Raw genomic sequence first — 20,530 nt, 5'->3', positions numbered from 1 at the left:
GCTGATTCGGCTATAAGCCGTTCAATTTCCTGAAATTGCCGGTTATGCCAAATCTCTCTGTCCAGCCCTTTGCCGTCCGTTCGCGCCAGCATCGCCTGGCCGCGGGCATGCTGGCGGCTGCCTTGCTGCTGACCTTGGCGCACCCTGCAATTGCACAGACACCCCCCGCACAGGCGCCGGCAGCCAAGACGGCTCCTGCTCCGGCTCCGCCCACCAAGGCGGCCCCTGCGCAAACCGCGCCCGCAACACCACCGGCCGCCGCCGCCCCGCCGGCCCCGACCTTGCCGCCCAAGGCCGCCGCCGAGGCCGCGCCGCAGGCGGTGCCGGGTTTCTGGGACCCGCGGCGCCGGCCGGACCGCCCGGACCTGTCGCGCCTCACCGTGATCCGCTTCCTGACCGAGACCGACTATCCGCCGTTCAATTTCACCGGTCCCGACGGCAATCCGGCCGGTTTCAACGTCGACCTGGCGCGCGCGCTCTGCGACGAGATCAAGGTCACCTGCACCATCCAGATGCGCCGCTTCGAGACCCTGATCGATGCGCTAGCGACCAACCGGGGCGACGCCATCATCGCGTCGATGGCCGTGACGCCGCAGCTGCGCGCCAAGGTCGATTTCACCGATCCCTATTACCGCGCGCCGGCCCGCTTCGTGTCGCGCCGTGACAACGCGATGCCGGAAATACGCCCGGAATATCTCGAGGGCAAGAAGGTCGGCGTCATCGGCGGTACCTCGCACGAGGCCTACCTCAAGGCGATGTTCACCGACGCCGAGATCCATTCCTATCCGGATAACGACACGCTGCGCGCAGCGCTGCGCCGCGGCGAGGTCGACTTCATCTTCGGCGATGCGATCTCGCTCGCGTTCTGGATCAACGGCACCGATTCCGCCGAATGCTGCGCCTTTGCCGGCGGCCCCTTTGTCGAGAGCCGCTATTTCGGCGAGGGCGTCGGCATCGCGGTCCGCAAGGGCAACGACCTGCTCCGGCAGTCGCTGAACTGGGCGCTGTTCCGGATCTGGGAAAAAGGCCGCTTCACCGATCTGTGGCTGCGCTATTTCTCGGTCAGCCCGTTCTGAGTTCTTCATTCCGGGATGGTCCGTAGGGCCAGACCTCAGGGGTGCAATTGCACCCCCGGGGAATCTCGAGATTCCGGGTTCGATGCTGCGCATCGCCCCGGAATGACGACAAACTTCCCGTCGTTTTGCATTTTGCCGCGAAAGCGTTAGTTTTCGCGGCCTTTTTGGAGAGAACCTGAGGAATGTCCGTGATTGATCCTTCTGCCAGCCCGAGCGACCTGCGGGCGCTCGCCGAACAATCCAACGCCTGGCCGTTCGAGCAGGCGAAGGCGATTGTGGCGCGGCTGAAGAAAAATCCCAAGGACGAGGTGTTGTTCGAGACCGGTTACGGCCCGTCGGGCCTGCCGCATATCGGCACGTTCGGCGAGGTCGCGCGCACCACGATGGTACGCCACGCCTTCCGCGTGCTCACCGAGGACAAGATCAAGACGCGCCTGCTCGCCTTCTCCGACGACATGGACGGCCTGCGCAAGGTGCCGGACAACGTGCCGAACAAGGAGCTGCTGGAGCAGCATCTCGGCAAGCCGCTGACCAAGGTGCCCGATCCGTTCGGCACCCATCCGAGCTTCGGCCAGCACAACAATGCGCGGCTGCGCGCCTTTCTCGACCAGTTCGGCTTCGACTACGAGTTCGCGAGCTCGACCGAGTACTACACCTCCGGCCGCTTCGATGCCGCGCTGCTGCGCATGCTGGAGCGGATCGAGAAGGTGATGGCGATCATGCTGCCGTCGCTGCGCGAGGAGCGCGCGGCGAGCTACTCGCCGTTCCTGCCGATCTGCCCACGCACCGGCCTCGTGCTCTACGTGCCGGTGACGGCGCACGACGCCAAGGCCGGCACGATCTCGTACAAGGATCCGGACACCAAGGAGGCCGTCACCGTTCCCGTCACCGGCGGCCGCTGCAAGCTGCAATGGAAGCCCGACTGGGCGATGCGCTGGTACGCGCTCGGTGTCGACTATGAAATGGCCGGCAAGGACCTGATCGACTCGGTGAAGCTGTCGGGCAAGATCTGCTCGGCGCTCGGCGGCACGCCGCCGGAAGGTTTCAACTACGAACTGTTCCTCGACGAGAAGGGCCAGAAGATCTCGAAGTCGAAGGGCAACGGCCTGACCATCGACGAGTGGCTGCGCTACGCCTCGCCGGAATCGCTGTCGCTGTTCATGTATCGCGAGCCCAAGGCGGCGAAGCGGCTCTATTTCGACGTCATTCCGCGCAATGTCGACGACTACCAGCAATTCCTCGACGGCTTCACGCGGCAGGAAGCGCGGCAGCAGCTGCAGAATCCGGTCTGGCACATCCATTCCGGCAAGCCGCCGCAGGCCGACATGCCGGTCACTTTCCAGCTGCTGCTGACGCTGGTGTCGTCGTCGAACGCGGAGAATGCCGAAACGCTGTGGGGCTTCATCGGCCGCTACCGGCCGGGCGTGACGCCGCAGACCCATCCGAAGTTAGATGCGATGGTCGGCTACGCCATCAACTACTATCGCGACTTCGTGGCGCCGACCAAGCAGTTCCGTGAGCCGACCGACGGAGAGCGCGCCGCGCTGCAGGATCTGCGCGATGCGCTCGCCAACATGCCGGCGAACGCGAGCGCGGAAGACATCCAGAACGTGGTCTATGAGATCGGCCGCCGCGAGCCGTTCCTCGACATGGTCAAGAAGGGCAAGGACGGCCGTCCCGGCGTCTCGCTCGACTGGTTCAACATGCTCTACCAGGTGCTGCTCGGCCAGGAGAAGGGCCCGCGCTTCGGCTCCTTCGTCGCGGTCTACGGCGTGCAGAACGCGGTCAACATGATCGACGGCGCGCTGGCGCGATCGTCGTAGGGATCGCGCTGCTCATCGCCGCTCGGCCTGCGCCGCGTCGCGCAGGCCGTCGCTGGTGGCGCGCAACAGCGTCAGCAGCAGGCCGTTGAGCGGCGTCGGCACGCCGTGTCGTTCGCCGGCCGCGACGATCGCGCCGGTGAGAGCGTCGGCTTCGAACGGGCGTCCCGCGACACGATCGAAATACATCGAGGTGCCGGCGTCTGGCGGATAGGTCAACAACGTCGCCAGCATCAGCTCGGCCTCGTCGGGCGCGAGCCGGGCGCCGTCGGCGCGGCCGACATTCGCGGCCTCCTCGAGGATTGCGCGGCACAGCGCCTTGACGTCCGCGCGGCGGAACACCGCCTGCCGCTGCAAGGTGAGCGCGGTGATCGGATTGGCGACCGCATTGAGCAGAAGCTTGCGCCACGCCAGCGTGGTGAAATCGGCGGAGCGCCGCACGCGCATCGCCGTGCCATCCAGCAGCGCTTCGAACGCGCGTCCGTCTGTGTCATCGGCAACCGCGAATTCATGCTCGCCGGCGCGGCGGAAACGGACGCGATCCGGCGCCAGCCGCTCGCCGTTGTAATAGACGATGGTCGGAACGACCGTGGCGGCGCCGACCAATGGCGCCAGCCGCTCGGCGTGGCCGATGCCGTTCTGCAGCACCGCGACGCGCGTCCGCGACCCGCACAGCCTTTGCAGCCAGGGCGCGCTCGATTCCGTGTCCTGCGCCTTGGTCGACAACAACACCCAGTCGACCGGCGTAGCCGCTGCCGGATCGGTGAGGGCGCGCAGCGGCACTTCCACCGTGCCTTCCGCCCGCTCGACCGTGAGCCGATCGAGCGGCCGCCGGACACAGGCGATCACGTCATGCTTGTCGACCGCCCGCAGCAGGCCGGTGACGATACCGCCGATGCTGCCGAGGCCGACGATGGCGATGGTCTTGCGGTCGGATGGTCCTGTCATTGCGTAACTCTGGGCTTTGCGGAGTGTGTTGCGTTGGGCTGGAAAGTCAGGCCGCTCATGTGGCTTTCCGCCGCAGCCAACGAAACCGCCGATCCGCGGTCTTCGCAGCGCATCATCACATAATGACGCCAAGCCCGCAAAATTCGGATAGCAGGCCATCGGCAATTTCACCGGAGCCTGGCGCCGGATTGCGCTACACTCGCATCCATAAAATCAGCACGGCCTCCGCCGAGAGGCCGGCACAGATGGGAGCATGCGCATGCAGTTCAGGGTTTCACCGACATCGCTGCAGGACAATTCGAGCGCCGAGGAATGGCAGGCGCGGGTCGATCTCGCGGCGGCGCATCGGCTCGCCTACATCCACGGCTTTTCGGAAGGTATTTTCAACCATCTCACCTTGGTGGTGCCCGGCCGCACCGACCGCTACTACCAGATCCCGTTCGGCATGCACTGGTCGGAAGTGACAGCATCCTCCTTCATGGAGGTCGGCATCGACGATGCCGAGGTGAAGCGCGGCGAGGGTGAGGTCGAGCGCTCCTGCTTTTGCATCCATGCGCCGATCCACAAGGCGCTGCCGCAGGCCAAGGCCGTGTTCCACACCCACATGCCCTATGCGAGCGCACTGACACGGCTCGAGGATCCGCGCATCAAGGAGATCGGGCAGACCGAGGTCGGGCTGTCGGAAGCGATTGCCTATGACGATCTCTACACCGGCCCCGCGCTCGATCCCGAGGAAGGCGCGCGGCTCGCCAAGGTGATCGGCAACAAGACCATCCTGTTCATGGCCAATCACGGCATCTCGACCGTCGGCGAGACGGTCGCCGATGCCTATGACCGGCTCTATTACATCGAGCGCGCCGCACAGGTGCAGATCTACGCGATGTGGACCCAGCAGCCGCTCAAGCAATTGCCGCAGCATGTGGTGGAAAAGACCAAACGCGATTTCCGCGACGACCATCTCTACAACGGCCCGTCCCCGGCGCAGCGGCATTTCGATGCGCTGAAGCGGATGCTGGATCGCAAGGAGCCGGACTACGCGACGTAATGGGCTTGGATGGCGCTCTAACCTCCGCCGTCGTCCCGGCGAAAGCCGGGACCCATTACCACAGGGTCGCGTTGTGGAAGCGCGCTGCGGCCCCAGCGTGGTGTAGCAATGATCTTCGGTGGCTATGGGTCCCGGCTTTCGCCGGGACGACACCGGTTATGTGGCTACTGGTTTAGCCGATTACTGGCTCGCCCACACCACGCGCGCGATCCACGCGACTTCCTCGGCATCGAGCATGCGGTCGGGGTGCTCCGGGTTGAGCGACGCGAGTTCCAGCATCTTGGCGGTGCGGCGTCTCAATTCTTTCACCATCACCTCGCCGCCGGTCGTGCGGACCACCACGCGGTCGCCGCGGCGGATCGCGGTCGCGGGTGACACCACGATGATGTCACCTTCGCGATAGGCCGGTTTCATCGAGTCGCCCTCGATCTCCAGCGCATAGGCGTGTTCGTCTGATGTCGCCGGTAGCGCCACTTCGTCCCAGCCCTTGCCGGCGGGAAAGCCGCTGTCGTCGAAATAGCCGCCGGCGCCGGCCTGCGCGAAGCCGATCAGCGGCACCGACTGTCCGCCGCGCGCGCCATCGCCGAGCAACTGCACGAAGGTCTCCATGCTGGCATTGCTCGCGGCCAGCGCCTTGGAGAGCGATTCGGTCGAGGGCCAGCGCTCGCGCCCGTCGCCGGTCACGCGCTTGGATTTGTTGAAGGTGGTGGGGTCGAGGCCGGACTGCTTGGCAAGGCCGGACGGCGACAGGCCGGCGCGTTCGGCGAGCCGGTCGAGCGCGGCCCAGACCTGCGCGTGGGTCAGCGGTCGGGTGGCTTTGGGCTGTTTGGCCATCGAGGGTATCCCGGATGGTAGGAATTATTGCCTGAAACTTGGCGTTTTCGCAAATCTGTCGGCCGATGTGCCCCGGCACCGCTTGAGTTGCGCCGCCGCCGCCGATACGGTCCCTCGCTCGCCAGATGGCGTCTGGGGCATTTCCCCTCAAATCCGGATAAAACCCCAAGAGACTCAAGGACAAAAGGGAAGGCCGGCCCGTGCCGATGATCTACAAAATCACCCCCGCTTCGGCCTGGCGCGAGGCCGAACGGCAGGGCGTGTACCGGGGCAGTGCCGACGACAAACGCGACGGCTTCATCCATTTTTCCACCGCCTCCCAGGTGGCCGAGACCGCGCGCAAGCACTACCACGGGCAAACCGGCCTGTTCCTGGTCGCGGTCGATGCCGATGCGCTGGGCGATGCCCTGCGCTGGGAGCGATCGCGCAATGACGAGCTGTTCCCGCATCTCTATGGCGAGCTCGACCTCGGCGCCGTCACCGAGATCCTCGACCTTCGCGCGCGCTCCGACGGTGGCCACGACGTTCCGGAGCTCAAGCCGTGATCCGTGCCTTCGACGCCTTCTCGCTGCCGCTGCTGCGTTGGTTCGATCCCGAAGATGCCCATCGCATGGCGATCCAGGGCCTGAAGCTGCTGCCGCCGATCCGGCAGCGGCCGGATGATCCCAAGCTCGCGGTGCGCGCCTTCGGACTCAACTTTCCAAACCCGATCGGCATGGCGGCGGGGTTCGACAAGAGCGCGGAGGCGCCCGACGCGCTGCTGCGGCTCGGCTTCGGCTTTGTCGAGATCGGCTCGGTGACGCCGAAGCCGCAAGGCGGCAATCCGCGGCCGCGGCTGTTTCGCCTGGAGCGCGACGAGGCCGTGATCAACCGCATGGGCTTCAACAATGACGGTGCGGAGGTCGTGCTGCGGCGGCTCGCCGCGCGCGCCAGCGCCGGCGGCATCGTCGGGGTCAATGTCGGGGCCAACAAGGATTCGCCCGACCGCGCCGCCGACTACGTGAAGTTGATCGAGACCTTTGCGCCGGTCGCGAGCTATTTCACCGTCAACGTCTCCTCGCCGAACACGCCCGGCCTGCGCAATCTGCAGCAATCGGCGGCGCTCGACGATCTGCTGGCGCGGGTCATCGACACCCGCGAGCGCGTGCGCAAGAACGCCGGTGACTCGCCGGTCCTGCTCAAGATCGCGCCGGATCTGAGTCTGGCCGAGCTCGACGACGTCGTGCACATCGCCCGCTCGCGGCGCGTCGACGGCATGATCGTCGCCAACACCACGCTGGCGCGGCCTTCGACCTTGCGCGAGGAAAATCGCGCCAAGGAGCAGGGCGGCCTGTCGGGCCGTCCGCTGTTCCGGCTGTCGACGCGGATGGTGGCCGAGACCTATGTCCGCGTCGAAGGCGCGTTTCCGCTGATCGGCGTCGGCGGCATCGACAGCGGCGGCGCCGCACTGACCAAGATCCGCGCCGGGGCCAGCCTGATCCAGCTCTATTCCTCGCTGGTCTACAAGGGCCTCGGCCTCGTCGACGACATCAAGCGCGATCTGTCCTCGACCCTGCTGCGCACCGGCCGCGACTCGCTGTCGGAAATCGTCGGCGCCGATGCTGCGACGATTACGGCCGAGGACTGGCCGGTGAGGTAGGTACCCGTAGCCCGGATGAAGCGAAATCCGGCTGCGCTTTAACCTCCCCTTGAAAAGGGGAGGTCGCTTTGCTCGCCAGAGCAAAGCGGGTGGGGATCAGCTCTCTCCATGAGCTGCGTCGCCTGCGGCTGACCCCCATCCCGACCTTCCCCCTTTCAGGGGGAAGGGGAAGAGAACTTCGTAGCCCGGATGAAGCGAAGCGAAATCCGGGACGGACTTCCCGCGGATGCAGACCCCGGATTTCGCTTCGCTGCATCCGGGCTACGGACTTACGCCGTCTTGAACGTCTTCCTGAGCAGCGCCGGATAGCGCAGGCCCTGCAGGCCGCCGCGTGCGACGTAGAAGCCGAGCAGCGCGATCCACAGGCCGGTGTTGCCGAACGAGCTGAGCGCCCACCAGGTGGCGAGGAAGATCGCGAGCGAGGCCAGCATCAGATTACGCATCTCGCGCGCCCAGGTCGCGCCGACATAGATGCCGTCAAAGCCGAATGCGAATACGCCGGGCAGGGGTGCCAGGATCACGAACGGCAGGAACTCGCGCGCATAGCGGCGCACGTCGTCACTGGTCGTCATCAGATTGATCAGCGCCGGTCCGAACAGCGCGAACAGCACCGACACCACCAGCGCAAAGCCGATGCCCCACAGCAGCACCAGCCGGGTCGAATCGGAAAAGCCACGTGCATCGCGTGCACCGAAGGCGCGGCCGCACAGCTGCTGGGCGGCGTTAGCGAGACCATCGAGGAAGAAGGCGCTGACCAGCAGGAAATTGTTCAGCACCGAGTTCGCCGCCAGCGTCACATCGCCTTCGCGCGCGCCCTTGGCGGTGAAGAACAGGAACACGACGATCAGCGCCGCGGTGCGGACCATGATGTCGCGATTGACCGCCAGCATGCGCATCAGCTTGGCGCGGTCGAACAGCGTGGCTGCGGGAACGGCGAAGCCGCCTTGCGAGATCCGCCACGCCACCACGATGCCGGCGGCGAAACCGGCGGTCTCGGCGAGCACGGCGGCGATCGCGGCACCGGCAATGCCGGCGCCGTAGACCTGCACCAGCAGCACGGTCGCGGCCATGTTGATCAAATTGATCACGATCTGCAGCGCCAGCGCCAGATTGGCGCGGGCCTGGCCGACCAGCCAGCCGAGGATGACGTAATTGGCGAGCGCCAGCGGCGCAGACCAGATCCGGATCATGAAATAGGCTTTGGCCGCGCGCGTGACGCCCTCGCTGCCGCCCATCAGCTGGAATGTGACGGCGGCGAGCGGCACCTGCAGCGCGATCAGCGCCGCGCCGATCAGGCCGGCGACGATGAAGCCGCGCACCAGGATCGCGGCATATTCCTTGATCTCGCCGGCGCCCTGCGCCTGCGCGGTGAAAGCCAGCGTGCTCATGCGCAGGAAGGCGAACAGCCAGAACAGGCAGTCGAAGATCACCGAGGCCATCGCCACGCCGCCGAGCAGCGCGGCATCGTCGAGGCGGCCGATCGCGGTGGTCGAGACGATGCCGATCAGCGGCGTGGTCAGGTTGGCGACCATCGCGGGGCCGGCGATGGCGAACACCTGGCGCGTCGTGATCTTCGGGTGGACGGGTGCGTGCATGGCTACAATTGCAAGGAATATACGCTTCTATCGCGTCGACCGTCGCGCGGCCATGCTGGAATTGTTCTCAGAGCAATGCGGTGGCGGAGGGGCAGCCGACAAGGCGTGCATGGTCAGAACACCACGACCATGCCGTCGCTTGCCGCCGTGTAGGGCAGGTGGTCGACGCGGCCGAGCATGTCGTCGCTCATATGGGTCAGCACCACGCGCCTGGCGTTGATGGCGGGCAGATGCGCTTCCAGTGTCTTCAGGCTGAGATGGTTCTTGACCATTTTGTCGTACATGTAGGCTTCGGCGATGAAGAGGTCGGCGTCCTGCGCCGCCGGGATCAGCGCGTCGGTCCATTCGGTGTCGGCGCTGTAGCTGAGGATGCGGCCTTCCGCCTCGACGCGGTAGGCCAGGAATGGCCCGCCGGATTCGCCATGCACGACAGGGTAGGGCGTCACGGTCACCTCGCCGAAGCTGCGCGTTTCGCGCGGCGCCAGCGTGACGACGGACAGATCGAAGCGTTGTTTGGTTTTGGAGGAATGCTCGAACATCACCTCCATCACCGCAGGCAGTTTCGTTTCGATGCCTTGCGGCCCGGCGATCACCAGCGGCCGGGTGCGGCGGGAGAATTGCGCGTCGAGCAGGAAGAACGGCAGGCCGGCAAAATGGTCGCCGTGGAAATGCGTGATCAGGATCAGGTCGATCGCATCGCGGTCGATCTCGAGCCGCTTCATCGCCGGCAGCGACGAGGCGCCGCAATCGATCAGGAAATTGCTGCGCGCGCCGCTGACGTGGAAACAGGTGTTGAAGCGGCCGCCGGAGCCGAATGCATCGCCGCAGCCGACAAATCGCAATTGCATCGGCTGCGAACCCTCGTTGGGATCAGCGGCCGCGCGGCGCGCCGAACAGCCGCGACAACAGCCAGATCGGAATCACGATGACGGCGCCGAGCAGGAAGTAGCGCCAGGCCCAGTTGATCGCGTCGAAGCCGAAATCCCAGATGCTCTGGAACAGCCTGCGGATGCTGTTGAGGATGTTCCATGGATCGAGGCCGATCGCGGCGAGCACGACACCGACCAGAATCGACAGCAAAATCAACCGGAACGCCACAGAGAGCGGCGATCCGCCGAGAAAGCGGTACAGGCCGTCACTCCGGCCGGCCGGCAAGTCCCGGATGTCGTTTGGCATTGCTGTCTCCAATAGCGTTTTCGCGCGAAGTGGGCACCGGTTCGCGTGAAGAAAACGCGTCAAAACAAAACCTAGACCTCGATTCTGATCCCATCAGAACCGAGGTCTAACGGAATCGCCCGCATTATAGGTCACGGCGGAGCACATGGGAAACCCGTGGGCCGTGATCAATGGCTGCCATGCACGCTTGGGATTTAACTTCCTGTCATGGAGATTAACATCCGTTCAAGCGTCTCCAGCCGGTCGGCTTCGCGCGGCGGCTTGTCCCAGCGCAGGCGGCTGATCCGGGGGAAGCGCATCGCAACGCCGGACTTGTGGCGCGGCGAGCGCTGCAATCCCTCGAAGGCGACCTCCAGCACCAGCCCCTGATCCGGCTCATGCACGACATGCCGTACCGGGCCGAACTTCTCGGTGGTGTTGCGGCGGACGAAGCGGTCGATCTGCAACAGCTCCTCGTCGGTGAAGCCGAAATAGGCCTTGCCGACCGGCACCAGCTCGTCGCCGGCATCACCACGGGTCCAGACCCCGAACGTATAGTCGGAGTAATAGGACGAGCGCTTGCCGTGGCCGCGCTGGGCATACATCAGCACGGCGTCGATGATGTGCGGATCGCGCTTCCACTTCCACCACGGGCCTTTCGGCCGTCCAGGCAGATAGGGCGCGTCGCGCCGCTTCAGCATCACGCCTTCGACCGCGTCGGCATCGTCGCCGGCGCCCGCACTCTTGGGATCGGCGCGCGCCGCGGCCAGCTCTTCCCAGCTCGCGAACGGGACGGTTGGCGACAGATCGATGCGCGGATCATTCAGCTTGGCGACGAAGGCTTCGAGATGCGCGCGGCGTTCGGTGAAGGGCAGCTCGCGCAGATCGTTCTCGTCGTCGCCGAGCAGGTCGTAGGCGCGCAGGTGGATCGGAAATTCCTTGATCAGCTTCGGCGAAACGACCTTGCGGTTCAGCCGCTGCTGCAACACGTTGAAGGTCTGCACGCGGCGGTCGCGCAGCACCAGCAACTCGCCGTCGATCGCGCCGGGCAGATGCAGCGACGGCACGAGATCCGGAAAGCTGCCGGTGATATCCTCGCCGGTTCGCGAATAGAGCCGCGCCTGGACGTGGCCGCGCGCATCGCGGCCGGACACCGCCTGCACCCGGATGCCGTCCCATTTCCATTCCGCGCTGAAATCGGCGGCGTCGAGATTGGCGAAATCGCCATCCTCGATCGCGTGCGCCAGCATCACCGGGCGGAACGGCGCCGGGTCGCGGTTGACCGGTTTGTCGCCGCGGCCCTCGAGCCAGGCGAACAGGTCGAGATAGGGCGGCGACAGGCCCGGCCACAGCAGCTCGATCTCGTGCGGGTCCTTAGTCCCGAGCGCCGCCGCCGCGGTCTTCGCCAGCCGCGCCGAGATCCCGATCCGCATCGCGCCGGTGACGAGCTTCAAGAGCGCCCAGCGCCCGGTCTCGTCGAGCTCGTCCAGCCAGCGCGCCAGCTGCGCCGGCAGCTCGGCCTTGCCGAGCGTGCGCAACGTGGTGACGACGTCAGTGAGGGTGGGAGGAGGCGGGTTGTTATGGCCCGGCAGCTCCGCCCTCGGCCACATCAGCGCGACCGTTTCCGAGAGGTCGCCGACGTAATCATAGGAGTAGCCGAACAGCACCGGGTCGGCGCGTTCGGTGATCAGGTCGCGGATCAGCCCAGGCTTGGCGTGCTTGAACGACAGCGCGCCGGTCAGCGCCGCCAGCGCGTAGCCGCGGTCGGGGTCCTCGGTCTCGCGGAAATAGGCGACCAGCAGCTTGATCTTGTTGTTGCGGCCGGGCTCGTAGGCGAGGCGGTCGAGCAGCTCGGCAAAGCGGTTCATGTTTCTGCCTCGCCGGCGGGCTGGGCCTCGCCGGTCAGTGCGGCCGTCTCGCCTTCATCCTCGTCGCCATAGCCGACCAGATCGAGCGGCCGCGCGGCAAGGCCTTGGGTCTTGCACCAATGCACCAGCGCGTCTTCCTGGCCGTGGGTGACCCAGATCTCGCCTGCACCAGTGGCGGCGATCGTCGCCGTCAGGCCATCCCAGTCCGCATGATCTGATATCACCAGCGGCAGCTCGACGCCGCCCTGCCGGGCCCGGGCGCGCACGCGCATCCAGCCCGAGGCGAATGCGGTGACTGGATCGGGGAAGCGGCGCGTCCAGACATCGGATGTCGCGCTTGGCGGCGCCAGCGTGATGGTGCCGGCAAGCTCGGCCTTCTTCATGCCGCGCGCGGGCCGGAGCTCGCCGAGCGCAATGCCGCGCTCCTGATAGTAATAGGTGATCTTCTCCATCGCGCCGTGCAGATAGATCGGCGCGTCGTAGCCGGCCTCTCGCAGCAGCGCGATCACGCGCTGCGCCTTGCCGAGCGAGTAGGCGCCGACCAGATGCGCGCGCTCCGGGAACAGTTTGACCGACGCCAGCAGCTTGTTCACTTCGCCGGCGGCATCGCCATGGCGGAACACCGGCAATCCAAACGTCGCCTCTGAGATGAAGACGTCGCAGGGCACCAGCTCGAACGGCGCGCAGGTCGGATCGCGCGCATCCTTGTAGTCGCCGGAGGCGACGATGCGGGTGTCCTTGCAGGTGACGGAAATCTGGGCGGAGCCCAATACGTGACCGGCGGGATGAAACGTCACCGTGACGTCGCCGAGCCTGATCTCCTCGCCATAGGCGACCGCCTGCGTCGAGCCGGCGAAATTCTCGCCGTAGCGCAGCCGCATCATGTCGAGCGTTTCCTGGGTCGCGAGCACCGCGCCGTGACCCGCCCGCGCATGGTCGGAATGGCCATGGGTGATCAGTGCCCGCTCGACCGGCCTGACAGGATCGATGTGGAAGCCGCCGGGCTTGCAGCAAAGCCCGGCCGGGACGGGCATCAGGATGTCTTGCGGGCGCATCGTCCCTATATAGGCGCTCGATCCGCGATGTTTAGCGGGATCCGCGGGCTTGACCCGTGCATCCATCTCCGGAAAAAGTCCGTGCTTTGATGGATGGCCGGACCCGGCCGAGATTGGTTCCTTAAAGCGAATGGCCCCCCGCCTGTTTCTGTCCTCCGGCGACCTCGTCGCCGACCGCCGCTACGAGTTCGCGCGCGACCTGCAATTGAAGGGCGATCTGCCGGCTGCCGCCGAACTGCTCGAACAGGCGATCGAGCTTGTGCCGAAATTCCCGTCGGCCTGGTACACGCTGGGCAAGATCCGCCTGGAGCTTGACCAGCGCGAGGCCGCGATCGCAGCGTTCCGCGGCGCGCGCGACGCCGATCCCGAAGACCGTCATGGCGCCGGCCTTCATCTGATGCAGCTCGGCGCCGAGGCCGTTAGCGCGATGCCGCCGGGCTATGTCCAGACGCTGTTCGATCAATATGCGCCACGCTTCGAGGCCGCGCTGGTCGGCGATCTCGGCTATCGCGGCCCGGCGCTGCTGTTCAAGGCGGTGCTGTCGGTGCGTGCAGGCGCAAAGCAGCCGGCCTTCTTCAAGCGTGCGATCGATCTCGGCTGCGGCACCGGGCTGGCGGCCGGTGCATTTGCCCGGCATGTCGATCGCTTCATCGGCATCGACCTGTCGCCGCGCATGATCGACAAGGCGCGCGCCACCGGCCTCTATGCCGAGCTCGAGGTCGACGACATGTTGAAGGCCGTTTCGGCCAGGCGCGAGGCCAGCGCCGAATTGATCCTGGCCGCCGATGCAATGGTCTATGTCGCCGATCTCGCGCCCGTGCTCGCCGAGGCCAGCCGTGTGCTGGTAGCGGGCGGCGTGCTCGCCTTCACGGCCGAGACCCATGACGGCGAAGGCGTCATCGTCGGCGAGGGACTGCGCTACGCCCATAGCGCAGCCTATGTGCGCGCCTCCGTCGCCGCCGCGAGGCTGACGCTGGCCCTGCTCGACGATCTCTCGGCGCGCAATGAAGACAATATCCCGGCACCCGGGCTCGTCGCCGTCGCCGTGAAGCCGTGACGCACCCTCTCCCCCTGTGGGAGAGGGTCGCTTCGCGCAGCGAAGCGGGGTGAGGGGTCTGCCTCCGCCGATAGAGACCCCTCATCCGGCTCGCATCTTCGATGCGAGCCACCTTCTCCCACAAGGGGAGAAGGGAAGTCATTCACGTTACGCACCCGAACTTGAGTCTACACGCTACGCATTTGCCGTGGCGCGGCATTGCGCCGCAAAGTCATGACTTCGCGCTTGCCCGGCGCAGGGCGGAATGCGAGAGCTTTTCGCCTCAGGGAGAGAAATAATGAAAAAGCATACACGGCGCGAGTTCGGCGCCACCGCATTGTCTGTGATCGCCGCGTCCGTGCTGCCCGCGCCTTTCGTCCGGGCCGCCGACAAGAAGTACGATCCGGGTGCGAGCGACACCGAGATCAAGCTCGGCCAGACCGTGCCGCATTCCGGCCCCGGCTCGCTCTATGGTGTGCTCGGCCGCGTCGGCGAAGCCTATTTCCAGATGCTGAACGACAAGGGCGGCATCAACGGCCGCAAGGTGAAATTCCTCACCATGGACGACGCCTACAGCGCGCCGAAATGCGTCGAGGCGACGCGCCGTCTGGTCGAGCAGGAGGAGGTGCTGGCGCTCTATGGCTCGCTCGGCACCGCGCCGCAGACCTCCGTGCACAAATATCTCAATTCCAAGGGCGTTCCCCAACTGCTGTTGAACACCGGCGCCTCGAAGTGGAACGATCCGAAGAATTTCAAATGGACCATGGCGGGCCTGCCGCTCTATCCGACCGAGGCACGCGTTCTCGCCAAGCACGTCGTCAGCGTGAAGCCGAACGCCAAGGTAGGCATCCTCTACCAGAACGATGATTTCGGCCGCGACTTCCTCGGGCCGTTCAAGAAGGTGCTGGCCGATGCCGGCGGCAAGGCACAGGTGATCATGGAGCAGACCTATGATCTCACCGATCCGACGGTCGATTCGCAGCTCATCAATCTCTCGAAGTCGGGCGCCGACGTCTTCTACAACATCACCACCGGCAAGGCGACGTCGCAGTCGATCCGCAAGGTGACCGAGCTCGGCTGGAAGCCGCTGCAATTGCTGTCGGCGGGCTCGACCGGTCGCTCGATCCTGAGCGCCGCGGGCCTCGAGAACGCCAAGGACATCGTCGCGATCCGCTACAACAAGGAAGTCGGCGTGCCGCGCTACGAGAAGGATCCGGACGTGATCGCGTTCGAGGAGCTGCGCAAGAAGTACCTGCCGAACATCGACCCCGATAACACCATCGCCTTCGCCGGCTACGGCCAGGCGGCGACGATGGGCGAAATCCTGCGCCGCTGCGGCGACGACCTGACCCGCGCCAACGTGCTGAAGCACGCCACCACGCTCGCCGGCTTCCACTCGCCCTATTTCCTTGACGGCATCAATTACAGCTACACGCCCGACGACTACACGCCGATGAAGACGCTCTATGTCTCGATCTTCAACGGCAAGGATTGGGACCTCTCCGGCCAGCCAATGACGGAGTAGTTGGGTAAGCCTCGCTCTCTCGTCCCCCTCGCCCCGCTCTTGCGGGGAGAGGGCGGGGTGAGGGGCTTCCCTCCGCGAGGCGGTGCGAGTTGTAAGACCTGTACCCCCTCACCCGGATCGCATCTGGCGATGCGACATAGCCGAAGCTTCGCTTCGGCGTTTCTTTGAACGGCCGCCAAGGGCGGCCTATGCCTCTCCCCGCAGGCGGGGCGAGGTGACTTCCAGGCGCTTCGCAGCGCACGGAGCGCGCTGGTAGTCCTGCCACCTGCCGCCATTTCCGTCCGCCCTCGACGAAGCCGCCTGAACCACCTACCTCTTGGGCGTGTCGACGCTCGATCTCTTCTCCGTTCCGCCGTCGGAAACGGCCGATCTCCTGCCGCGCCGGTTTCGCGACTGGTTTGCTTCACGCGGCTGGTCGCCGCGCGAGCATCAGCTCGCGCTGCTGGCGAAAGCGCGCGAGCAACGCTCCGCGCTGCTGATCGCACCCACCGGAGCGGGCAAGACGCTGGCGGGGTTCTTGCCGACGCTGGTGGAGTTGAGTGGAGAAGGATTCAACCGCGATAGGTCCGCTCATCTCCCCCTGAAAGGGGGAGGTCGGCACGCTCGGGGGCACACTAGCGCAACCGAGCGGGACGGGTGGGGGTCAGCCGCGGGCACGGAGCGAGCGGCTGACCCCCACCCCAACCCTCCCCTTTCAGGGGGAGGGAGCCCGACGATCTCGCAAGCGACGAAATTGAATCGAAGACGGTTCGCCCAGCCCTCATCTCCACCGGCCGCGGTGTTCGCCGCAGCGGCGGGCTGCACACGCTTTACATCTCGCCGCTGAAGGCGCTCGCGGTCGATATCGCGCGCAATCTGGAGACGCCGGTCGCCGAGATGGGGCTGCCGATCAGGATCGAGACCCGCACCGGCGACACGCCGGTGTCGCGGCGGCAGCGGCAGCGGCGCTATCCGCCGGACATCCTGCTCACCACGCCGGAGCAGCTGGCGCTGCTGCTGGCGTCCGACGACGCGCCGTTCCTGTTCTCTTCGCTGAAGCGCATCGTGCTCGACGAGCTGCATGCGCTCGTCACCTCCAAGCGCGGCGATCTGCTGTCGCTCGGACTTGCGCGGCTTTGGACCATCGCGCCGCAGATCCGCGCCATTGGTCTCTCGGCGACCGTCGCCGAGCCGGAGCAGCTCGCGCGATTCCTGGTGCCGCAGCCGGGGGGCGAGAATGCATCCGCCGACGTCGTCACCGCCGGCGGCGCCGCACCGCCGGTGGTCGAGATGCTCGACACGCGCGAACGGCTGCCGTGGTCGGGCCACAGCGCGCGCCACGCGCTGCCCGAGGTCTACGAGCTGATCAAGCGCAACAAGACCACGCTGGTGTTCGTCAACACGCGCAGCCAGGCCGAGATGCTGTTCCAGGATCTCTGGCGCATGAATGACGATGGCCTTGCGATCGCGCTGCATCACGGCTCGCTCGACGTCGCGCAGCGCCGCAAGGTCGAGGACGCGATGGCCGCCGGAAAGCTGCGCGGCGTGGTCTGCACCTCCTCGCTCGATCTCGGCGTCGATTGGGGCGATGTCGACCTCGTCATCAATATCGGCGCGCCGAAAGGCTCCTCGCGGCTGATGCAGCGGATCGGCCGCGCCAACCACCGCTTCGACGAGGCCTCGCGCGCGGTGCTGGTGCCGGCGAACCGCTTCGAGGTGCTGGAATGCCGTGTCGCGATCGACGCCATCGCCGAGAATGCGCAGGACACGCCGCCGCTGCGCTCGGGCGCGCTCGACGTGCTGGCCCAGCACGTGCTGGGCTGCGCCTGCGGCAAGCCGTTCCTGTCCGATGAACTCTATGATGAGGTGAGGACCGCCGCGCCCTATGCATCGCTCGCACGCACCGATTTCGACGATGTCGTCGATTTCGTCGCCACCGGCGGCTACGCGCTGAAGACCTATGAGCGTTTCGCGCGCATCAAGCAGGACAAGCAGGGCCGCTGGCGCGTCACCAATCCGAAGGTGCGGCAGAGCTATCGCCTCAACGTCGGCACCATCGTCGAGGAGACCATGCTGAAGGTGCGGCTGGTGCGCTCGCGCGCCGGCGGCCGAGGGAAAAGCGGCGGATCGACCGGCGCGATCGCGCGCGGCGGCCGGATGCTGGGCGAGATCGAGGAGGTCTTCATCGAGGGCCTCGTGCCCGGCGACACTTTCGTGTTTGGCGGTGAGGTGGTGCGCTACGAGGCCTTGGTTGAAGACCAGGTCTATGTCTCTCGCGCCAATGATAAAGATGCAAAAGTGCCGTCCTATATGGGCGGCAAGTTTCCGCTGTCGACCTATCTTGCCGAACGCGTCCGCAAGCTACTGGACAACAGCCGCGCCTGGAACGGATTGCCGGATCAGGTGCACGACTGGCTGTCGCTGCAGCGGAAATTCTCGCGTGTCCCTGCGGTGCGCGAGCTCTTGGTCGAGACCTTTCCGCGCGGCGGCAGCCATTATCTGGTTTGCTATCCCTTCGAGGGCCGGCTCGCGCATCAGACGCTCGGCATGCTGCTGACCCGCCGGCTGGAGCGCGCCCGCGCCCGTCCGCTCGGCTTCGTCGCCAATGAATACGCGCTCGCGGTCTGGGGCGTCGGCGATCTCTCCTTCATGATCCGGCACGGCAAGCTCGATCTCAACGCGCTGTTCGATCCCGACATGCTCGGCGATGACCTCGAGGCGTGGCTTGCGGAATCCGCGCTGATGAAGCGGACCTTCCGCAACTGCGCCATCATCTCCGGGCTGATTGCGCGCCGCTTCACCGACGAGGAAAAGTCGCGCCGCCAGGTGCTGTTCTCGACCGACCTGATCTATGACGTTTTGCGAAAACATCAGGCCGATCACGTGCTGCTGCGTGCCGCGCGCGGCGATGCCGCCACGGGATTGCTCGATCTTCGCCGTCTCAGCGACATGCTTTCGCGCATCCACGGCCGAATCACCCACAAGGACCTCGACCACGTTTCTCCGCTTGCCGTCCCCGCGCTGCTGGAAATCGGCCGCGAGTCAGTTTATGGCGAAGCATCCGACGAGCTTCTGGCCGAGGCGGCCGAGGAACTCGTGCGGGAGGCGACGACGTAACGCTGGTACTCTGGGGAACAGGACGTGACGGCAAGCGCGCTAGCTTTGCGAGACGGTGACGACATGCGCGTTTCGAGGGTCACGGTGGCGGATGTCGGCTTCGTCGCGGATTTCTCCGGCGCGCTGTTCTGGGAACAGCAGAGCCTGCTCGTGGTCTCCGACCTGCATCTGGAAAAAGGCTCGAGCTTCGCCAGCCGCGGCGTGCTGCTGCCGCCCTACGACACGGTCGCGACACTGAGCCGGCTCGCTGCTGTCATCGCGCGGCACGATCCGCGGCAGGTGATCGCGCTCGGCGACAGCTTTCACGATCGCGATGCGCATGCGCGGCTGTCGGATCCGGACCGCGAGGCGCTCGCGGCGTTGCAGCTGCGGCGCAACTGGATCTGGATCTCGGGCAATCACGATCCGGCGCTGCCGTCCGATCTCGGCGGCGTGGTCGCGACCGAAGTCGCGATCGGTCCGATCGTGTTCCGCCATGAGCCGACCGGCGCAGCCGGCGAGATCGCCGGGCATCTCCACCCCAAGGCGCGGGTGCCGACCCGCGGCCGCTCGATCGAGCGCCGCTGCTTCGCCTGTGACGGCGAGCGCGCGGTGATGCCGGCGTTCGGCGCCTACACCGGCGGCTTGAGCATCCGCGATGCCGCGTTCACACGGATATTCGGATCGCCCGGCTTCATGGCCCATGTGCTCGGCGACAACCGCGTCCACGCGTTCGTCGCGTCGCGGTGTTATTGAGGGGCGCGTACCACACACTCGGTGTCGTCCCGGGCAAGCCAACGGGTCGGCGCGAAGCGCCGCCCGATGACAGGCTCCGCGCGACCCGGGACCCATAACTACCGCTCTTCGAGATTGCGCAAAGCTGTGGCCCCAGCGCGGCATCACTACTGCATGCGGTGGTTATGGGTCCCTGCTTTCGTGTTTCGCAGGGACGGCAGCAGAGATTGTTGCGCGACCTTGCCCTACGCCGCCTTCGCCTGCACGCTTTCGCAGTACTCCGCGAGCCTGTCCGCCAGCCGCAATGTCGCCGGGCTGGCTTCGGGGGCGGCGACGAGGGCGACCTCGGTGCGGTCGATCGGCGCAAAGCCGTCCTTTGCGGTCAGCACGCGATGCTCCGCCTGGATCGACATTTCCGACAGAATGCTGAGCCCGAGGCCGGCGGCGACCGCGGCCTGGATGCCGGCGAGGCTGGAGGAGGTGTAGGCCATGTGCCAGTTGCGGCCGGCGCTCTCCAGCGCATGGATGGCGCGGGCGCGGTAGAGACAGCCCGAGGCGAAACCGATCAGCGGAACCGAGCCGGCCGTCGTATCGCGCGGGTGGCCCTTGCTGGTGACCCAGTGCACGCGTTCAGGCCATACCGCGATACCGCCCTTCTCATTGGCGGCGCGCTTGATCAGCGCGAGATCGAGATCGCCGCGTTCGAGATCGCGGTACAGGAACAGGCTCTGGCCCGAGCGCACGTCGAGCCGCAAGTTCGGATGGCTGCGCGCGAAGGTCGCGAGCAGCTTTGTCAGCCGGTAGGCGGCAAAATCCTCGGTGATGCCGATCCGGATCGCGCCTTCGCTGCCGGGGCGCGAGAGCACGTCGCGGGCCTCTTCGGCGAGTGACAATAGCCGCCGCGCATAGGTCAACAGCCGCTCGCCGGCTTCCGTCGGGGTGACGTCCTTGCCGCTACGGATCAACAGCGGCTGGCCGACATCCTCCTCCAGGCGCTTGATCTGCTGGCTCACCGTCGACTGCGTGCGGTGGACGCGCTCTCCGGCGCGGGTGAAGCCGCCGACATCGACCACCGAGACGAAACTGCGCAACAGCTCCAGGTCGAGCATCGCAGCCTCCATTTA

At 66.1% G+C, this 20,530-nt stretch carries 16 protein-coding genes and 1 pseudogene; 9 read left to right on the top strand and 8 right to left on the bottom strand.

Annotation, left to right across the window (positions count from 1 at the left end):
* Positions 1–44: 44 nt before the first annotated feature.
* Together QA635_RS38715 and QA635_RS38710 are read left to right on the top strand one after the other, a co-directional pair.
* Positions 45–1,076 (top strand): transporter substrate-binding domain-containing protein, encoded by a 1,032-nt coding sequence (locus QA635_RS38715; protein ID WP_283065121.1) that lies wholly within the window; start codon positions 45–47, stop codon positions 1,074–1,076.
* Between the two features lie 182 nt (positions 1,077–1,258).
* Positions 1,259–2,899, top strand: coding sequence for a lysine--tRNA ligase (locus QA635_RS38710; RefSeq protein WP_283065120.1), 1,641 nt, complete (start codon positions 1,259–1,261; stop codon positions 2,897–2,899).
* Between the two features lie 12 nt (positions 2,900–2,911).
* On the opposite strand, the gene QA635_RS38705 is transcribed toward QA635_RS38710, so the two are convergent.
* Complete coding sequence (locus QA635_RS38705) at positions 2,912–3,844, bottom strand: 2-dehydropantoate 2-reductase (protein WP_283065118.1); 933 nt, start codon at positions 3,842–3,844, stop codon at positions 2,912–2,914.
* 259 nt (positions 3,845–4,103) lie between these two features.
* Between QA635_RS38705 and QA635_RS38700 the strand changes: the two genes are divergently transcribed.
* A complete protein-coding gene (locus QA635_RS38700; RefSeq protein ID WP_283065116.1) occupies positions 4,104–4,889 on the top strand; it encodes a class II aldolase/adducin family protein in 786 nt (261 codons plus the stop codon).
* A 180-nt stretch (positions 4,890–5,069) separates the two neighbouring features.
* Here the strand turns inward: QA635_RS38700 and QA635_RS38695 are convergent, their stop codons facing one another.
* Positions 5,070–5,723, bottom strand: coding sequence for a S24 family peptidase (locus tag QA635_RS38695; RefSeq protein WP_016844853.1), 654 nt, complete (start codon positions 5,721–5,723; stop codon positions 5,070–5,072).
* A gap of 200 nt (positions 5,724–5,923) precedes the next feature.
* Between QA635_RS38695 and QA635_RS38690 the strand changes: the two genes are divergently transcribed.
* Together QA635_RS38690 and QA635_RS38685 are read left to right on the top strand one after the other, a co-directional pair.
* Positions 5,924–6,268 (top strand): DUF952 domain-containing protein, encoded by a 345-nt coding sequence (locus QA635_RS38690; RefSeq protein ID WP_028334591.1) that lies wholly within the window; start codon positions 5,924–5,926, stop codon positions 6,266–6,268.
* Complete coding sequence (locus QA635_RS38685) at positions 6,265–7,362, top strand: quinone-dependent dihydroorotate dehydrogenase (protein WP_283065112.1); 1,098 nt, start codon at positions 6,265–6,267, stop codon at positions 7,360–7,362. The genes QA635_RS38690 and QA635_RS38685 overlap by 4 nt, the downstream gene beginning before the upstream one ends.
* Positions 7,363–7,631: 269 nt before the next feature.
* Here QA635_RS38685 and QA635_RS38680 read toward each other — a convergent pair whose 3' ends face one another.
* The 5 genes from QA635_RS38680 to QA635_RS38660 all read right to left on the bottom strand — a co-directional run bounded on the left by QA635_RS38680 (position 7,632) and on the right by QA635_RS38660 (position 13,035).
* Positions 7,632–8,957, bottom strand: a complete 1,326-nt coding sequence (locus QA635_RS38680; RefSeq protein ID WP_283065110.1) for an MATE family efflux transporter — start codon at positions 8,955–8,957, stop codon at positions 7,632–7,634.
* A 113-nt stretch (positions 8,958–9,070) separates the two neighbouring features.
* Complete coding sequence (locus QA635_RS38675; protein WP_283065108.1) at positions 9,071–9,805, bottom strand: MBL fold metallo-hydrolase; 735 nt, start codon at positions 9,803–9,805, stop codon at positions 9,071–9,073.
* Between the two features lie 22 nt (positions 9,806–9,827).
* Positions 9,828–10,133 (bottom strand): DUF6460 domain-containing protein, encoded by a 306-nt coding sequence (locus tag QA635_RS38670; protein ID WP_028334595.1) that lies wholly within the window; start codon positions 10,131–10,133, stop codon positions 9,828–9,830.
* Positions 10,134–10,327: 194 nt separating this feature from the next.
* Positions 10,328–11,980 carry a cisplatin damage response ATP-dependent DNA ligase gene (locus QA635_RS38665; protein ID WP_283065105.1) on the bottom strand — a complete coding sequence of 551 codons (1,653 nt, stop codon included), beginning with the start codon at positions 11,978–11,980 and terminating at the stop codon, positions 10,328–10,330.
* Positions 11,977–13,035 carry a ligase-associated DNA damage response exonuclease gene (locus tag QA635_RS38660; protein WP_283065104.1) on the bottom strand — a complete coding sequence of 353 codons (1,059 nt, stop codon included), beginning with the start codon at positions 13,033–13,035 and terminating at the stop codon, positions 11,977–11,979. Before QA635_RS38660 ends, QA635_RS38665 begins: the two co-directional genes overlap by 4 nt.
* A 130-nt stretch (positions 13,036–13,165) precedes the next feature.
* Here QA635_RS38660 and QA635_RS38655 point away from each other — a divergent pair, with 130 nt between their 5' ends.
* The 4 genes and pseudogenes from QA635_RS38655 (at position 13,166) to pdeM (ending at position 19,427) form a co-directional block, all read left to right on the top strand.
* Positions 13,166–14,092: a class I SAM-dependent DNA methyltransferase gene (locus tag QA635_RS38655; protein ID WP_283065102.1), complete on the top strand. Its 927-nt coding sequence runs from the start codon at positions 13,166–13,168 to the stop codon at positions 14,090–14,092.
* Between the two features lie 277 nt (positions 14,093–14,369).
* Positions 14,370–15,596 carry an ABC transporter substrate-binding protein gene (locus tag QA635_RS38650; protein ID WP_076832391.1) on the top strand — a complete coding sequence of 409 codons (1,227 nt, stop codon included), beginning with the start codon at positions 14,370–14,372 and terminating at the stop codon, positions 15,594–15,596.
* A 322-nt stretch (positions 15,597–15,918) separates the two neighbouring features.
* Positions 15,919–18,692: pseudogene (locus tag QA635_RS38645) on the top strand (ligase-associated DNA damage response DEXH box helicase).
* A 63-nt stretch (positions 18,693–18,755) separates the two neighbouring features.
* Positions 18,756–19,427 (top strand): ligase-associated DNA damage response endonuclease PdeM, encoded by a 672-nt coding sequence (pdeM, locus tag QA635_RS38640; protein ID WP_283065099.1) that lies wholly within the window; start codon positions 18,756–18,758, stop codon positions 19,425–19,427.
* Positions 19,428–19,651: 224 nt separating this feature from the next.
* Here pdeM and QA635_RS38635 read toward each other — a convergent pair whose 3' ends face one another.
* Positions 19,652–20,515, bottom strand: a complete 864-nt coding sequence (locus QA635_RS38635; protein WP_283065098.1) for a LysR family transcriptional regulator — start codon at positions 20,513–20,515, stop codon at positions 19,652–19,654.
* Positions 20,516–20,530: the final 15 nt, after the last annotated feature.

Source organism: Bradyrhizobium brasilense, from assembly GCF_029714345.1.
Lineage (GTDB): Bacteria > Pseudomonadota > Alphaproteobacteria > Rhizobiales > Xanthobacteraceae > Bradyrhizobium > Bradyrhizobium australafricanum.
Note: the sequence above shows the minus strand (reverse complement) of the source record. Positions and strands in the feature narration are given on the sequence as shown.

Bases quoted from the DNA above. Each gene is read 5' to 3' on its own strand.
- QA635_RS38715 (WP_283065121.1), top strand. From the start codon at position 45: ATGCCAAATCTCTCTGTCCAGCCCTTTGCCGTCCGTTCGCGCCAGCAT.
- QA635_RS38710 (WP_283065120.1), top strand. From the start codon at position 1,259: ATGTCCGTGATTGATCCTTCTGCCAGCCCGAGCGACCTGCGGGCGCTC.
- QA635_RS38705 (WP_283065118.1), bottom strand. From the start codon at position 3,844: ATGACAGGACCATCCGACCGCAAGACCATCGCCATCGTCGGCCTCGGC.
- QA635_RS38700 (WP_283065116.1), top strand. From the start codon at position 4,104: ATGCAGTTCAGGGTTTCACCGACATCGCTGCAGGACAATTCGAGCGCC.
- QA635_RS38695 (WP_016844853.1), bottom strand. From the start codon at position 5,723: ATGGCCAAACAGCCCAAAGCCACCCGACCGCTGACCCACGCGCAGGTC.
- QA635_RS38680 (WP_283065110.1), bottom strand. From the start codon at position 8,957: ATGCACGCACCCGTCCACCCGAAGATCACGACGCGCCAGGTGTTCGCC.
- QA635_RS38675 (WP_283065108.1), bottom strand. From the start codon at position 9,805: ATGCAATTGCGATTTGTCGGCTGCGGCGATGCATTCGGCTCCGGCGGC.
- QA635_RS38670 (WP_028334595.1), bottom strand. From the start codon at position 10,133: ATGCCAAACGACATCCGGGACTTGCCGGCCGGCCGGAGTGACGGCCTG.
- QA635_RS38665 (WP_283065105.1), bottom strand. From the start codon at position 11,980: ATGAACCGCTTTGCCGAGCTGCTCGACCGCCTCGCCTACGAGCCCGGC.
- QA635_RS38660 (WP_283065104.1), bottom strand. From the start codon at position 13,035: ATGCGCCCGCAAGACATCCTGATGCCCGTCCCGGCCGGGCTTTGCTGC.
- QA635_RS38655 (WP_283065102.1), top strand. From the start codon at position 13,166: ATGGCCCCCCGCCTGTTTCTGTCCTCCGGCGACCTCGTCGCCGACCGC.
- QA635_RS38650 (WP_076832391.1), top strand. From the start codon at position 14,370: ATGAAAAAGCATACACGGCGCGAGTTCGGCGCCACCGCATTGTCTGTG.
- pdeM (WP_283065099.1), top strand. From the start codon at position 18,756: ATGCGCGTTTCGAGGGTCACGGTGGCGGATGTCGGCTTCGTCGCGGAT.
- QA635_RS38635 (WP_283065098.1), bottom strand. From the start codon at position 20,515: ATGCTCGACCTGGAGCTGTTGCGCAGTTTCGTCTCGGTGGTCGATGTC.